This window comes from Sulfitobacter sp. M368 (genome assembly GCF_025141875.1).
GTDB lineage: Bacteria > Pseudomonadota > Alphaproteobacteria > Rhodobacterales > Rhodobacteraceae > Sulfitobacter > Sulfitobacter mediterraneus_A.
Genome location: NZ_CP081113.1, coordinates 3298014 through 3312702, shown reverse-complemented (window position 1 = coordinate 3312702; position 14689 = coordinate 3298014). Strand labels below are relative to the sequence as shown.

Annotated in this window: 16 protein-coding genes; 11 read left to right on the top strand and 5 right to left on the bottom strand. The window is 58.4% G+C overall.

What is annotated here, in order from left to right; translation table 11 throughout:
• Positions 1 to 2: 2 nt before the first annotated feature.
• Both K3754_RS16350 and K3754_RS16345 read right to left on the bottom strand, forming a co-directional pair.
• Positions 3 to 1268 carry a glycerate kinase gene (locus K3754_RS16350; RefSeq protein ID WP_259938639.1) on the bottom strand — a complete coding sequence of 422 codons (1266 nt, stop codon included), beginning with the start codon at positions 1266 to 1268 and terminating at the stop codon, positions 3 to 5.
• Between the two features lie 21 nt (positions 1269 to 1289).
• The gene (locus tag K3754_RS16345) at positions 1290 to 2456 is read right to left on the bottom strand and encodes a nucleotide sugar dehydrogenase (RefSeq protein WP_259938637.1); all 1167 of its coding nucleotides are present in this window, start codon (positions 2454 to 2456) and stop codon (positions 1290 to 1292) included.
• Between the two features lie 140 nt (positions 2457 to 2596).
• Between K3754_RS16345 and K3754_RS16340 the strand changes: the two genes are divergently transcribed.
• Positions 2597 to 4252, top strand: coding sequence for a sulfatase-like hydrolase/transferase (locus tag K3754_RS16340; RefSeq protein WP_259938634.1), 1656 nt, complete (start codon positions 2597 to 2599; stop codon positions 4250 to 4252).
• Positions 4253 to 4291: 39 nt separating this feature from the next.
• Here the strand turns inward: K3754_RS16340 and K3754_RS16335 are convergent, their stop codons facing one another.
• From K3754_RS16335 to K3754_RS16325, 3 genes are read right to left on the bottom strand one after another with little or no spacing between them, the layout of a single operon-like run.
• On the bottom strand, positions 4292 to 5347 hold the full coding sequence (locus K3754_RS16335; RefSeq protein ID WP_259938632.1) for a YeeE/YedE family protein: 1056 nt from the start codon (positions 5345 to 5347) through the stop codon (positions 4292 to 4294).
• Between the two features lie 47 nt (positions 5348 to 5394).
• The gene (locus K3754_RS16330; RefSeq protein WP_409202360.1) at positions 5395 to 5787 is read right to left on the bottom strand and encodes an ArsR/SmtB family transcription factor; all 393 of its coding nucleotides are present in this window, start codon (positions 5785 to 5787) and stop codon (positions 5395 to 5397) included.
• A gap of 8 nt (positions 5788 to 5795) precedes the next feature.
• Entirely contained in the window at positions 5796 to 6164 is a 369-nt protein-coding gene (locus K3754_RS16325) for a hypothetical protein (protein ID WP_259938630.1), read from the bottom strand.
• Positions 6165 to 6234: 70 nt separating this feature from the next.
• Between K3754_RS16325 and K3754_RS16320 the strand changes: the two genes are divergently transcribed.
• The 10 genes from K3754_RS16320 (at position 6235) to K3754_RS16275 (ending at position 14680) form a co-directional block, all read left to right on the top strand.
• A complete protein-coding gene (locus K3754_RS16320) occupies positions 6235 to 6975 on the top strand; it encodes a cytochrome c biogenesis CcdA family protein (RefSeq protein WP_203210091.1) in 741 nt (246 codons plus the stop codon).
• A gap of 13 nt (positions 6976 to 6988) precedes the next feature.
• Positions 6989 to 7552 (top strand): thioredoxin family protein, encoded by a 564-nt coding sequence (locus tag K3754_RS16315; protein ID WP_259938626.1) that lies wholly within the window; start codon positions 6989 to 6991, stop codon positions 7550 to 7552.
• A 124-nt stretch (positions 7553 to 7676) separates the two neighbouring features.
• The gene (soxX, locus tag K3754_RS16310) at positions 7677 to 8150 is read left to right on the top strand and encodes a sulfur oxidation c-type cytochrome SoxX (RefSeq protein WP_203210093.1); all 474 of its coding nucleotides are present in this window, start codon (positions 7677 to 7679) and stop codon (positions 8148 to 8150) included.
• Positions 8151 to 8186: 36 nt separating this feature from the next.
• A complete protein-coding gene (gene soxY / locus K3754_RS16305; protein WP_203210094.1) occupies positions 8187 to 8603 on the top strand; it encodes a thiosulfate oxidation carrier protein SoxY in 417 nt (138 codons plus the stop codon).
• 20 nt (positions 8604 to 8623) lie between these two features.
• Entirely contained in the window at positions 8624 to 8953 is a 330-nt protein-coding gene (gene soxZ, locus K3754_RS16300) for a thiosulfate oxidation carrier complex protein SoxZ (RefSeq protein WP_025049676.1), read from the top strand.
• Positions 8954 to 8980: 27 nt separating this feature from the next.
• Positions 8981 to 9832, top strand: a complete 852-nt coding sequence (soxA, locus tag K3754_RS16295; RefSeq protein ID WP_259938617.1) for a sulfur oxidation c-type cytochrome SoxA — start codon at positions 8981 to 8983, stop codon at positions 9830 to 9832.
• 89 nt (positions 9833 to 9921) lie between these two features.
• Positions 9922 to 11625, top strand: coding sequence for a thiosulfohydrolase SoxB (gene soxB, locus K3754_RS16290; RefSeq protein WP_203210096.1), 1704 nt, complete (start codon positions 9922 to 9924; stop codon positions 11623 to 11625).
• A gap of 29 nt (positions 11626 to 11654) precedes the next feature.
• Positions 11655 to 12938 (top strand): sulfite dehydrogenase, encoded by a 1284-nt coding sequence (gene soxC / locus K3754_RS16285; protein WP_259938615.1) that lies wholly within the window; start codon positions 11655 to 11657, stop codon positions 12936 to 12938.
• The gene (locus tag K3754_RS16280) at positions 12922 to 13968 is read left to right on the top strand and encodes a c-type cytochrome (protein ID WP_259938613.1); all 1047 of its coding nucleotides are present in this window, start codon (positions 12922 to 12924) and stop codon (positions 13966 to 13968) included. The genes soxC and K3754_RS16280 overlap by 17 nt, the downstream gene beginning before the upstream one ends.
• Positions 13969 to 13972: 4 nt before the next feature.
• Complete coding sequence (locus K3754_RS16275; protein WP_259938611.1) at positions 13973 to 14680, top strand: c-type cytochrome; 708 nt, start codon at positions 13973 to 13975, stop codon at positions 14678 to 14680.
• Positions 14681 to 14689 lie beyond the last annotated feature (9 nt).

Here is a 14689-nt window from a genome sequence, read left to right as displayed (position 1 = left end):
CCTCAACCCTTTGGCAGATCGCCGATCAGGAGGGCGCGAAAATCATTCACGTTGGTGCCTGTCGGGCCGGTGACAAAGAGATCATCCGTGGCCTCAAAGGCGCTATAGGCATCGTTTTGGCCAAGAAAAGCGACGGGGTTGATGCCCGCATCGCGCATCCGGCTGGCTGTATTGCCATCGACAAAGGCACCGGCGTTGTCTTCGGAACCATCGATCCCGTCCGTGTCCGCGGCAAGGGCGCTGATCCCCGCCTGACCGTCAACTGCGATGGCGAGGCTCAGCTGAAATTCACTGTTGCGTCCGCCACGTCCCTTGTGGCGGAGCGTCACTGTGGTTTCGCCGCCCGAAAGCATAACGAAGGGCGCGGCAAAGGGTGTGCCGGACTTGGCCGCATGAAGGGCGATGGCGCTGTGCACCTGCGCGACATCCCGCGCCTCTCCCTCAATGGCGTCGGAGAGGATCCACGGCTTCACGCCGCGTGCCTGTGCGGTGTCAGCGGCGGCCTTCAGGGAAAGGGCGGCCGAGGCGATGATCTTGGTCGAGACCTGCGGCGCGCGGCCACTTGCCGTACGGGGCGCGTTTTCCAAATAGGCCAAGCAGCGGTCGGGCAGGACAATACCGCGGGCGCGGATCATCGCACGGACATCTGCGGGTGCAGGTCGTCCCGGCACGGTCGGCCCGGAGGCCACCTCGCCGGGTGCATCGCCTGGAACGTCCGACACGATCAGTGAACAGACCTGCGCGGGCGCGGCCAGTTCGGCGAGGCGTCCGCCGTTGATCCCGCTGAAGCATTTGCGGATGTCGTTCATCACCGAAATCGGTGCACCTGAGGCCAGCAGCGCCTCGTTCAATTTTTGCAGGTCGTCCAGCGTCAGACCGTCAGGTGGATCAGGCAACAAAGACGATCCACCACCGCAGATCAGCCCGATCACCAGATCGTCCGGGCCAAGCCCCCGAACAGCATCCTTGAGCGCTTGGGCGGCTTCGAGGCCGGCTGCATCGGGCACGGGGTGCGCCGCCTCCAGCACGCGGATGGTCCGGCACGGGGCGGCATAGCCATAGCGGGTGACGACAACCCCTTCGAAAGGGGCGGGCCAGAGTTGCTCAAAGGCTTGGGCCAGCTGCGCCGCGCCTTTGCCTGCACCGATGACGACGGTGCGGCCCTTGGGCGGGTCCGGCAGGTTGCCCTGCAAAGCCTTTAGCGGATCGGCGGCGGCGACGGCAGCATCAAACAGACTGGCGAGGAAATCTCTTTTTGGATCGCGCATCTGCCCTCCTCACACCTGCGGTCAGCTGAGGCCAAAAATATCGCGGGTGAAGACTTTGCCTGCCACATCGTCAAGGTCTTCGGAGGCACGGTTTGCCACGACCACATCGCTGCGTTGCTTGAAGGTCGCCAGATCGTTGATGACCGAGCAGCCCATGAAAGTTTCAGCCTCAAGGGCAGGCTCGTAAATCACCACGTCAATGCCAGCGGCGCGGATGCGGCGGATCACGCCTTGCACGGAACTTTGGCGGAAATTGTCGGAACCGGCTTTCATCACCAGACGGTGAATGCCGACAACCTTCGGGGCGCGGGATATGATCTGATCTGCGATGAAATCCTTGCGGGTGCGGTTTGCATCGACCACCGCCCGCATCAGATTCTGCGGCACATCCGAATAATTTGCCAACAATTGTTTTGTGTCCTTGGGCAGGCAATAACCGCCATATCCGAAGGAGGGGTTGTTGTAATGGGTTCCGATGCGCGGGTCGAGTCCGATGCCTTCGATGATCTGGCGGGCGTCCATGTTCTGGCTCAGCGCATAGCTGTCCAACTCGTTAAAGAAGGCAACGCGCATGGCCAGATAGGTATTGGCAAAAAGCTTGATTGATTCTGCTTCTTCGGGGCCGGTGAACAGAAGCGGGATGTCCTGCGCCTCGGCCCCTTGGACCAGCAGTTCGGCAAAGGTGCGTGCAGCGGTTGTATCGGCGCCAACAACGATCCGGGAAGGGTGCAGGTTGTCATGCAGCGCCATGCCTTCGCGCAGGAATTCGGGGCAGAACAGGATGTTGTCTGATCCCACCGCAGTACGCATGCGCGATATGAAACCAACCGGAACGGTGGATTTGATGACAACCGTGGCATCGGGGGCGTCTTGAGCAGCCGCGTGGATCACGGCCTCGACGGATGACGTGTCAAAGAAATCGGTTTTGGGATCGTAATCCGTGGGCGTGGCAACCACGACAAAGGTGGCCTGCGCCATGGCGCCGGCGCTGTCGGTTGTGGCGGTCAGATCAAGATCCTTGGTGGCCAGCCAGTCTTCGAGTTCCGGGTCTTCGATGGGGGAGCGGCGCGCATTCAATTGTGCAACGCGATCTGCGTCCAAATCCACGGCAACGACGGTGTTGTTCTGGGCCAACAAAACGGCATTGGACAGGCCCACATAACCGATACCGAATACGGCAATTTTCATGTCAATGCTGCCCGCCCCAAAATCTGTGGCACCTTAGTGTCATATCGGCTTTGGGGTGGCAATGATCAGCTGCCCGCAGGGGAAATTACCTCTGGTTGTTTTGCTTGCGCTGTGGATACTGGAGGGCAGGGGGAACGCCAGTGAATATCCTGTTTATCATGTATGACCAGTTGCGGTTCGACTATCTAAGCTGTGCGGGGCATCCGCATTTGCACACGCCAAATTTCGACCGCGTCGCGGCAATGGGAGTGCGGTTCTCAAACGCCTATGTGCAATCGCCGATCTGCGGTGCCAGTCGGATGTGCTACTACACGGGCCGTTACGCATCGAGCCATGGCGCCCAATGGAACGGCTTCCCGTTGCGGGTGGGAGAACAGACCATTGGCGATCATCTGCGCAAACTTGGCATGGATTGCTGGCTGATTGGCAAGACCCACATGGTGGCGGATGCAGAGGGCATGGCGCGGCTGGGGCTCAGCGCGGACAGCACCATCGGCGCACGGCAGGCCGAATGCGGGTTTGATGCATGGGTGCGCGATGATGGGCTGTGGGGCGAGGGGCCAGACGGGTTCTATGATGAAAAACGCTCTCCCTATAACGAATATCTCAAGGGCAAAGGTTATGACAGTGAAAACCCCTGGGCCGATTATGCCAATGCTGGCATTGACGATGATCAGATTGCTTCGGGCTGGATGTTCCGGAACGCCGACAAGCCCGCCAACATCCGCGAGGAGGACAGCGAAACCCCCTGGCTGACCAGCAAAACCATTGAGTTTATCGAAGAACATGATGGCCCGTGGTGTGCCCATGTCAGTTTTATCAAACCGCACTGGCCCTATATCGTGCCTGCGCCCTATCATAACATGTACGGCGCGAACCATGTGCCGCAACCGCGCCGCGCTGATGTGGAACGCGATGATCCGCATCCTGTTTTCGGGGCCTATATGGAAAACAAGGTCGCTAGCGCGTTTCGGCGCGAAGAGGTGCGGCAAAAGGTGATCCCGGCCTATATGGGGCTGATCAAGCAATGTGATGATCAGTTGGGGCGCCTGCTCGATCATCTGGAAAACACGGACCGTTTGAAAGACACGATGATTGTGTTGACCTCGGACCATGGGGATTACCTGGGCGATCACTGGCTGGGTGAGAAAGATCTGTTTCACGAGCAGTCAGTAAAGGTGCCGATGATCATCTACGATCCGCGCAGCGCGGCGGATGCGGCGCGGGGCACAACCTGTGACGCTTTGGTGGAAAGCGTCGATCTCGCCGCAACCTTTGTCGAAGCGGCAGGTGGCAAGGTGCCCGAGCACATCATTGAGGGCCGGTCCCTGATCCCGTGGTTGCACGGCGAGGTGCCGGACTGGCGGGAATACGCGATCAGCGAATATGACTATTCGGCCACCCCGCAGGCGGTCAAGCTGGGGCTGCGCCCGCGCGATGCACGATTGTTCATGGTGTTTGATGGCCGATACAAATTGATGCACGCCGAGGGCGGATTCCGCCCGATGCTGTTTGACCTGCAAACCGACCCGGACGAATTTCATGACCTGGCCAAGGGCGGCAAGCATCACCCCGAAATGGACCGTCTTTACGATATGTTGGCGCAATGGGGGCGGCGGATGTCACAGCGGGTGACGCGGTCCGAAGATGACATCGAGACCATGCGCGGCAAATCCGGGCGCCGGGGGATCTTGCCGTTTATGTATGACGGCAGCGAGGTGCCCGATGAATTGACGGTGAAATATCGCGGCACGGTCCGGCAGGATCACGTGAAAGGGGATGACAAAGGCAACTGATAGGGCGCCGCGATTTCTTTAAAGCAATCGGTCTTGTCCCTAAACTGGCGGCGCAAACCCCAAGATCAATTGCCGCAGCCCAATCGCTGCACCGGCCAGAATGCACAGCAGAGTGATCGGCGCACTATAGGCCAGCACTGAAAAGGCGGAGATACCTTGGCCTACGCTGCATCCAACTGCGACAACCGCGCCCATCCCCATCAAGGCCGCTCCAAAAAGCTGCCTGCCCAGCTCACGCGGGTCATCGCAGGCCTCCCAGCGGAAATGCCCCTTGAACAGACTGCCCAGAAACGCCCCGAGCAGGACGCCGATCACCGATCCGGTGCCAAAACTGATGGTGTTGCCAGAGGACGTCATCGCATACAGCATGGTTTCCCCGATGGGTGCGGAAAACGTGTGACTGACCACCGCCGTTGCATCAAACCCATGTGCCGCAACCCAGTGTGTGCCCGCCCAGCCCGAGACGATGGAAAGGCCGACAACTGCGCCCCAGAACACATGGCTGAAAGATCGCCGCATATCATGGTTCGCCAATGTCAGTGCCAGAATGACCGCGCCGATGGCCATGCCTGAAACGTTTACGGATAGGCCCGAAAGCGCGGACAGCGCCTGCGCATAGCTGGAGGTTGCAGCGGGGTGTACATAGGTGCCAAAGGCCCAGATGCGCAGGCCCGACAAAGGCCCGCCCAAGGTGACATAGGCCGAAAGCCCCATCACCAGAACAATCAAGAAGGACCGCAGATCACCGCCGCCCAGCCGCGCCAATGCGCCGTAACCGCAGTTGCCCGCCAAGGCCATGCCATAACCAAAAACCAACCCGCCAAACACCGATCCCAGCAGGTTCCAATCGCGGGTCATGTAAAGGGTATTGCCGAGGTCCAGCAGGCCTGCCGCCGACAACCCAAAGGTGCCGATCACCGCAACGCCAATGGCAATGCCCCACATCCGCAGACGCAAGGCGCTTTCGCCGTAATAAAGATCTTCGATTGCACCAAGCGTACAGAACCGCCCGATGCGGGCTGCCAGACCCAGAAACACGCCGCCTACAAGGCCGATCAGCGCAACCAGTGCAGGTTCGGAAAAGACATCAAACATGGCTTGGCCCTCTGGTTGCAGTGGGTCTTGCTGTGCCGCGTCACCGGTTACTTTTGTCGGCAGAACAGATCATAGACAACTTCCATAATCTGTTTCGGGCGGTCATCGGTCAGACTGTAATAGATGGTTTTGCCATCGCGGCGCGGGGTCACAAGCCCCTCTAGCCGGAGGCGTGACAATTGCTGGGACACCGCCGCCTGCCGCGCAGACAGCAATTCCTCCAATTCGGTCACGGATTTTTCGCCAGAGGCCAGATGGCACAGGATCATCAGACGCCCCTCATGGCTGATCGCCTTGAGAAAATTGGACGCCCGCATCGCGTTGGCGGCCATCTTGTCCATGTCTTCGGCGCAGATGTCCTTGTCGAACACGGGCAGGCTGGATGTGCTTGCCGGTTCCGACGGTGAAAGGCCGTCTTGGTGTGAAACGCTCGTGTCCATCGTCATCCTCAATTCAATGGCGGGCTGTCGGCTTTTTCCAGCATCTTTTCCAGAAGCCCCCAAAAGAAGTCTTCTCCAGGATAGCCCTCGATGCGTGAAATTTCCAGATTATCCTGCATCAGCACAAATGTCGGGGTAAAGCTGAGCCGTCTGGCAAAGGTCAAATCCTCCGGCAAGGCTGCGTGAATGTCGATCCGGCGCAGGGGGGCGGACTGGCCTTCGGGGGTCTTGGGATAGATATGGGCAATCTCGTCATTCCAGCGGGCGCACCAGACACATCCGTCTTCTTCGACCATCACCAATGACAGCTCAGCCGCCGCCGAGAGGGCAGAGGAAAGCAGCAGAAAAGCAGAAAGTAAGACGCGGCGCAGGAACATGGTAAATTGACCTTTGATAGTAATAATACATAATATGAATATGTGAATTACTCAAGGGCGGGTCTGGGTCATGATGGATATTACCTTTGCAGGGGCCTTGATCGCCGGGCTGTTGTCATTCCTGTCGCCCTGTATCTTGCCGATCGTGCCGTTCTACCTGAGTTATCTGGCGGGCGTTGGCATGAACCAGATCCAGGCGGATGCGCAAATTGACCGCAGTGTGAGAATACGCGCGGTGCTGGCCGCCTGTTTCTTTGCAGCCGGTGTCATCACCATCTTTATGGGGCTTGGGGCCGTGGCGACGACCTTTGGTCAGGCGGTGCGCGAGTACTTTGACATCCTGCGCTGGATAGCGGCGGCAATCATCATCGCGATGGGCCTGCATTTTCTGGGGGTGATCCGCATTGGCATCCTCTACCGGCAATTGCGGGCCGATGGCGGGGGCACCTCCAATGTCAGCCTGCTGGGCGCTTATGTGATCGGGCTGGCCTTTGCTTTTGGCTGGACGCCCTGCGTGGGTCCGGTGTTGGCGGCGATCCTGTTCACAGCCGCGGGGGCAGATACCGCATCGACCGGCGCGGCGCTGCTTTTTGTTTACGGATTTGGCATGACCTTGCCTTTTGTCCTTGCGGCGCTGTTCATCGGACCATTCATGCGATGGATGCAAAAATTCCGCCGTCATTTGGGAACGATTGAAAAGCTGATGGGCGTTATGCTGATTGTGTTCGGCATCCTGATCGCGACAAACTCGATCAATTACATTGCGCAATGGATGCTGTCGATCGCGCCGGACATCGGCGTATTGAGATGAGGGAGAGTTGATAATGAAACGGATTGCTATTTTGTTTGCCAGCTTGCTGGCCTTGACCCTGCCATTACATGCAGCAGAGCTGGGCGATGACGGGCTGCACAAAGCACCTTGGATGCGCGACACGTTCAAGGATCTGAGCGAGGATCTGGAAGAGGCCAACGCCGAGGGCAAGCGGATGGTGGTGATGATCGAACAGCGTGGATGCATCTACTGCACCAAGATGCACGAAGAGATCTATCCGCAGCCCGAGATCGCCGATTACATCGCCCGGAATTTCTTTGTTGTGCAGGTGAATATGTTTGGCGATGTCGAGGTCACCGATTTTGACGGAGAGACTTTGACGGAGAAGCAGATGGTCCGCAAATGGGGTGTTCTGTTCACGCCGACGATTCTGTTTTTCCCGGAAAATGTTGAAGGGGGCATGCCCGCTTCCAAGGCGGCGGTGGCGACCATGCCGGGCGCATTTGGTCGCCAAACCACGTTTGACATGTTCAACTGGGTCGTTGAAAAGGGCTATGCCGGAGACGAAAGTTTCCAGAAATATCATGCCCGTAAGATCGCCGAACGTGCCGGTTGATCGGAAGGGCGCTCAAGAGATTGGTCGCTCAGATAAAATAATTCATTAAACTGAATTTGTTGTTGCGTGATCGGGAAATCGTGCGCTACGGTATACAAAACGCCGTGAAGGCAAGGGAGGACGCATGAAGATTTTAGGAACTGCAGCCGTGATTGCGGGCATGCTGACAAGCGCGGCACTGGCCGAAGTCGTGGCGCCTACAGCGGTGAAATACGAGGATGGCACCGTTGCGATGTCATTGTCAGGCGTGGCCGGTGATCCAGTCGAGGGCCGCGACATCGTCGGCAACAAGAAAAAGGGCAACTGCGTGGCCTGTCATCAGGTCACCGATCTGAGCGATGTGCCGTTCCACGGTGAGATTGGTCCTGCGCTGGATGGCGCTGGTGATCGCTGGAACGAAGCAGAGCTGCGCGGGATCGTGGCGAATGCCAAACTCATGTTCGAAGACACGATGATGCCGGCCTTCTACAAGACCGAGGGCTTCATCCGGCCAGGCAAAGCCTACACAGGCGAGGCGGCGGACGAGACCTTTGGTCCGGTCCTGACCGCGCAGCAAATCGAAGATGTTGTTGCCTACCTCAAGACACTCAAAGAATAATCCGCAGGGTCTGCGGACCAGACTAGGAGATCACTCATGGAATTCACACGACGCAATGCGCTGGCGCTTGGGGCGGGGGCACTTGTTCTCGCGGGTCTTCCGGTCAAGGGCTACGCCGCGGGCGAAGCCGAGATCGAAGCCTTCACCGGCGGCGCAGCAATGGCCGACACCGGCATTACACTGACCGCGCCCGAGATTGCCGAGAACGGCAACACCGTGCCAATCGAGGTCGACGCCCCCGGCGCGGTCGAGATTATGGTGCTGGCGCTGGGCAACCCGACACCGCCTGTCGCCACCTTTAAATTTGGCAAGCTGGCCGCCTCGCATCAGGCCTCCACGCGGATCCGCCTTGCGGGCACTCAGGATGTTGTAGCCATCGCCAAGATGGCGGACGGCACATTCGCCAAAGCATCCAGCACGGTCAAAGTAACAATCGGCGGCTGCGGCGGCTAAGGCATTAAGGAGAATTTAACATGGCATCTGGTGTAAAACCCCGCGTCAAAGTCCCCAAGAAAGCGGCCGCCGGCGAGGCGATCACGATCAAGACTTTGATCAGCCACAAAATGGAATCCGGCCAGCGTAAAGACGATGATGGCAACCCCATTCCGCGGTCCATTATCAATCGCTTTACCTGTGACTTTAACGGTGAAAACGTGATTGACGTGACCCTTGAGCCGGCAATCTCGACCAACCCCTATCTGGAATTTCAGGCCACCGTGCCCGAAGCCGGTGAATTCAAGTTCACCTGGTATGACGATGATGGGTCGATCTACGAAACAAGCAAAAAAATTGCGATCGGCTGAGGGGCTGTGTCACTGGGAGGAACACATATGAAACGACTGGCACAAATGGCCTGCGCGGTATCGGTGATGGCATTTGGCGGGGCGGCATTTGCCGATCCGGTGGATGACACGCTGATCCTGAATGAAGACATCACCATGGTAACGCGGACTGCAGCGCCTGCGCATCTTGAGGACGTCATGGACGAAGTTATATCGGGTTGGCACTTCCGCGGGACAGAAACCCGCGCGATGCAAGCGGACGATTTCGACAATCCCGGCATGATCTTTGTGGAACAGGCCGAAGAGGTCTGGAACACCGCTGAAGGCTCCGAAGGCAAGTCCTGCGCAAGCTGCCACAATGAGCCTGAAACGATGGCCGGCGTGCGGGCGGTCTATCCCAAGTGGAACGAAGCGGCGGGTGAGGTGCGCACCCTTGAGATGCAGATCAACGACTGCCGCGAAAACCGTATGGGCGCGGAAAAGTGGAAGTACACCAAAAGCGAAATGGTCAACATGACCGCGCTCTTGGCATCTGTATCTCGCGGCATGCCGATCAATGTCGCCATTGACGGTCCGGCGCAATCCACATGGGAGCAGGGCAAGGAACTCTACTACACCCGCACGGGCCAGTTGGAACTGTCTTGCGCAAATTGCCACGAAGACAGCTATGGCAAGATGATCCGCGCCGATCACCTCAGCCAGGGCCAGATCAACGGCTTTCCTGTTTACCGCTTGAAAAACACCAAGCTGAACGCGGTCCACGCCCGTTTCAAAGGCTGCGTGCGCGACACGCGCGCCGAGACATACAAGCCCGGCTCGCCCGAGTTTATCGCGCTTGAGCTTTATGTCGCTTCGCGCGGCAATGGTCTGTCCGTCGAAGGACCTTCCATCCGAAACTAAGACATGACCCCGCGCAGAACGCTGCGCGGGGTTTTTCGCATCTATTAAATTCACAAATGCGCATACGTGCGCGTGACTGGAGCCACCCTATGATTTCTCGCCGCGATTTCCTGCAAACCTCCATGGCCGCTGCGGCCCTTTATGGCGGGTCCGGCTTTGGCAATTGGTCTCAACTTGCCGCACAACAGGCCCTGACACAGGACAAACTGCTGGAATTTGACAGCTTTGGGAATGTCTCGTTGATCCATGTCACGGACATCCATGCCCAGCTCAAACCACTGTATTTTCGTGAGCCAGAGGTAAACATAGGCGTGGGCGACAACAAAGGCGCGGTGCCGCATTTGACTGGTGCGGACTTCCGTCGCGCATATGGCATCGAGGACGGCAGCCCCTCCGCCTATGCCCTGACCTACAATGACTTTGCATCCCTCGCCAAAGGCTATGGCCGCGTTGGTGGTCTGGACCGGGTTGCGACAGTGATCAATTCCATCCGTGCCGAACGTCCCGACGCCCTGCTGCTGGACGGCGGCGACACATGGCACGGCAGTTACACCTGCTATCACACCCAGGGGCAGGACATGGTCAATGTCATGAACGCCTTGAAACCGGACGCGATGACCTTCCACTGGGAGTTCACGCTGGGTTCCGACCGGGTGAACGAGATTGTAGAGGGCCTGCCTTTTGCGGCGCTGGGCCAGAACATCTTTGACGCCGAATGGGATGAACCGGCGGAATTGTTCCCGCCCTACAAGTTCTTTGAGCGCGGCGGCGTGAAGATCGCTGTGATCGGCCAGGCCTTTCCCTATATGCCCATCGCCAACCCCGGCTGGATGTTCCCTGAATATGCTTTCGGCATCCGCGATGAGAACATGCAGGACATGGTCGATCAGGTTCGCGCCGAAGGGGCCGAGCTGGTCGTCTGCCTCAGCCACAACGGCTTTGACGTGGACAAGCGGATGGCAGGTATTGTGACCGGCATCGACGTGATCCTGTCCGGCCATACCCATGACGCACTGCCCGAACCGGTGTTGGTGGGCGATACGATCATTGTGGCTTCGGGATCGAATGGCAAGTTCGTCAGCCGCGTCGATCTGGACGTGCGCGATGGCCGTATGATGGGTTTCCGGCACAAGCTGATCCCGATATTCTCGGATGTGATCACCCCGGATGCAGAAGTGGCCAAGCTGATTGACGAACAACGTGCGCCATACCTCGACGATCTGACCAAGGTGATCGGCAAGACGGCTGATGACCAAACGCTTTACCGCCGCGGAAATTTCAACGGCACATGGGACGACCTGATCTGTGACGCACTGATCTCGGAACGTGAGGCGGATATCGCCCTGTCCCCCGGTGTGCGCTGGGGGCCGTCGATCCTGCCCGGTCAGGACATCACCCGCGAGGACATCTGGAACGTCACGTCCATGACCTATGGTGAGGCGTACCGGACAGAGATGACAGGCGAATTCCTGCATGTCGTGCTCGAAGACGTCGCTGACAACCTGTTCAACCCCGATCCCTATTACCAGCAGGGCGGCGATATGGTGCGCGTTGGCGGCCTTGGTTACCGAATTGACGTGACCAAAAAGCAAGGCGAACGGATCACCGAAATGACCTTGCTGAAAACCGGTGAGTTGATCGATCCGGCCAAGACCTATCAGGTCGCAGGCTGGGCCTCGGTCAACCAGGGCACCGAAGGGCCGCAGATCTGGGATGTGGTCGAGGCGCATATCGCCAAACAGGGGACGGTATCCCTTGATCCGAACAACAGTGTGAAAGTTGTCGGGGCCTAACCCCCGAACTGCCAGAGGAGACATGACAGATGTCAGATAAAAGAACACCGGGCGCTCCCTCGCGCCGTGCCTTTCTGCGTGGGGCCGCCGCGGCCAGTGCGGGCGCCATTGCCGCAGGCACTGCCCGTGCCGCCGCGCCCGATCCGCTGATCAGCGAAGTTCAGCCCTGGGCGCGGGAATTGGGCGATGGTGTCGACGCCACGCCTTACGGTTTGCCAATTGAATATGAAAACGATGTGATCCGCCGCAATGTGGAATGGCTGACCGCCGACACCGTTAGTTCGATCAATTTCACCCCGATCCACGCCCTTGATGGAACGATTACCCCGCAGGGCTGCGCATTCGAACGGCACCATTCCGGTGCGATTGACCTGAAAAAGCAGGATTACCGCCTGATGATCAATGGTCTGGTGGATACGCCACTGGTCTTTACCTATGCCGATCTTGAACGCTTCCCCCGTGAAAACCACGTCTATTTCTGCGAGTGCGCCGCAAACACCGGCATGGAATGGGCAGGTGCGCAGCTTAATGGCGCGCAGTTCACCCATGGCATGATCCACAACATGGAATATACCGGCGTGCCGCTGCGCACGCTGCTGGAAGAGGCCGGGCTGGGTGCCGCCGGTGATCTGAAGGACAAATGGGTGTTTGTCGAAGGTGCAGATGCATCGTCAAATGGCCGGTCGATCCCGATGGAAAAGGCGCTGGATGATGTCTTGGTCGCCTTCAAGGCCAACGGCGAGGCGTTGCGCAAGGAACACGGCTATCCGGTGCGTCTGGTTGTCCCTGGTTGGGAAGGCAACATGTGGGTCAAATGGATCCGCCGGATCGAGGTCATGGATGCCCCTGTCGAAAGCCGCGAAGAGACCAGCAAATACACCGACACGCTGGAAAACGGCATCAGCCGCAAATGGACATGGGCGATGGATGCAAAATCGGTTGTCACTTCACCCAGCCCGCAAGCACCGATCACGCACGGCAAGGGGCCATTGGTGATCACCGGATTGGCGTGGTCGGGCCGCGGCGCGATCAAACGGGTGGATGTGTCCAAGGATGGCGGCAAGACATGGGAAACTGCCCGTCTGGCCAAGCCGGGCGAGAAAATGGCGCTGACCCGCTTCTACCTCGATACCAATTGGGACGGGGAAGAGATGCTGCTGCAATCGCGTGCCATGGATGACACCGGGTATGTGCAGCCCACCAAGGCGCAGCTGCGCGAAGTGCGCGGGCTCAATTCGATCTATCACAACAACTGCATCCAGACATGGTTGGTGCGCAGCACGGGCGAGGCTGAAAATGTCGAAGTTTCTTAAATCCATTCCCCTGATCGCTTTGCTGGCCGGATTGGCCGCGCCCGCATCCGCCGAGAAATTCGGCCTTGGCCGCGCCGCCCTGCCCGAGGAAATTGCCGCATGGGATGGCGATGTAAGCCCCAACGGCGACGGCCTGCCCGCCGGATCAGGTGACGCGATCGTTGGCGAAGAGATCTTTGCCGAGCAATGCGCGGTCTGCCACGGGGATTTCGCCGAAGGGATCGACAACTGGCCTAAACTGGCGGGCGGTGCGGACACGCTGGATCATGACGACCCGCTCAAGACGGTCGGTTCTTACTGGCCGCATCTCAGCACGGCGTTTGACTATATCAAACGGTCCATGCCCTATGGCAACGCAGGCACACTCAGCGATGACGAGGTCTATGCGATTGTCGCCTACATCCTGTATTCCAACGACCTGATCGAAGATGATTTTGTCCTTTCGGATGAGTCATTTGCCGATGTCGAATTGCCCAACGCGGACGGGTTCATTTTGGACAATCGCGCCGAAACCGAATACGCAATCTGGAGCGGCGAGCCTTGCATGGAAAACTGCAAGGAAGAGGTCAAAGTGACCATGCGTGCCATGGTTCTTGATGTCACCCCCGAAGAAGACAAGCCAGCAACTGCCGAAGTGACGCAAGCCAGTGCAGCCAAGGTGGAAGAGACCGAAGAAGCGCCGGTTGAAGCCGCCGCCCCTGCGATTGACGCCGAATTGGCTAAGGCGGGCGAGAAGGTTTTCAAAAAATGTAAGTCCTGCCATCAGGTCGGCGCCAAGGCCAAGAACCGCTCTGGTCCGGTCCTGAACGGGATCGTTGGCGGCGCGTCGGGGGCTGTGGACGGGTTCAAATATTCCAAAGCCCTGAAGGCGGCAGCCGAGGGTGGGTTGGTCTGGACACCCGAAGAACTTGCGGCTTTCCTTGCCAAACCCAAGAAATACCTCAAGGGCACCAAGATGGGGTTCGCTGGTTTGAAAAAGGAAGAGGATCAAGCGGCGGTGATTGAATATCTCAAGACCTTCGCGGAGTGACGGGGTGACCACTCGATTCACCACTCTCTTTGCGTTTCTCGTCGCCTCTCTGGCGGCGGGGGTCTCCTCTGCCACTGAAGTGGGCGATGCGGTAAACGGTGCGAAGGTTTTCCAGCAATGCAAAGCTTGCCATCAGGTGGGAGAGGGGGCCAAGGATCGGGTTGGCCCACAGTTGAACGGAGTGTTTGGCCGCAGGGCGGGTATCATCGAAGGCTTCCGATATTCCAAAAGTATGGACCGGATGGGCAGTGATGGTCTGACCTGGACGGCAGAAACACTCGACGCCTATATAGAAAATCCCAAGGCGTTGGTGTCGAAAACCCGGATGAACTTCAAGGGGATCAAGGACGCGGCCGATCGCAGAGATCTGCTGGCTTATCTGCGCCAGTTTTCCGACAACCCGGCAAACTTTCCCGAGGCCGAACCAACAGCAACGGCAACGGATCATGACATTGATCCCGCAATTCTCGCGCTACAGGGCGATCCGGAGTATGGTGAATATCTGGCCGGAGATTGCACCACCTGCCATCAGCGCGATGGAGAGGACGCAGGCATCCCCTCGATCACCAACTGGCCAGTGGAAGATTTCGTTGTGGCCATGCATGCCTACAAACGCAAACTCAGGCCGCATCCGGTGATGCAAATGATGGCGGGCCGGTTGTCAGACGAAGAGATCGCGGCATTGGCCGCATATTTTGAGGCCCTCGAATAGGGTCCGTCA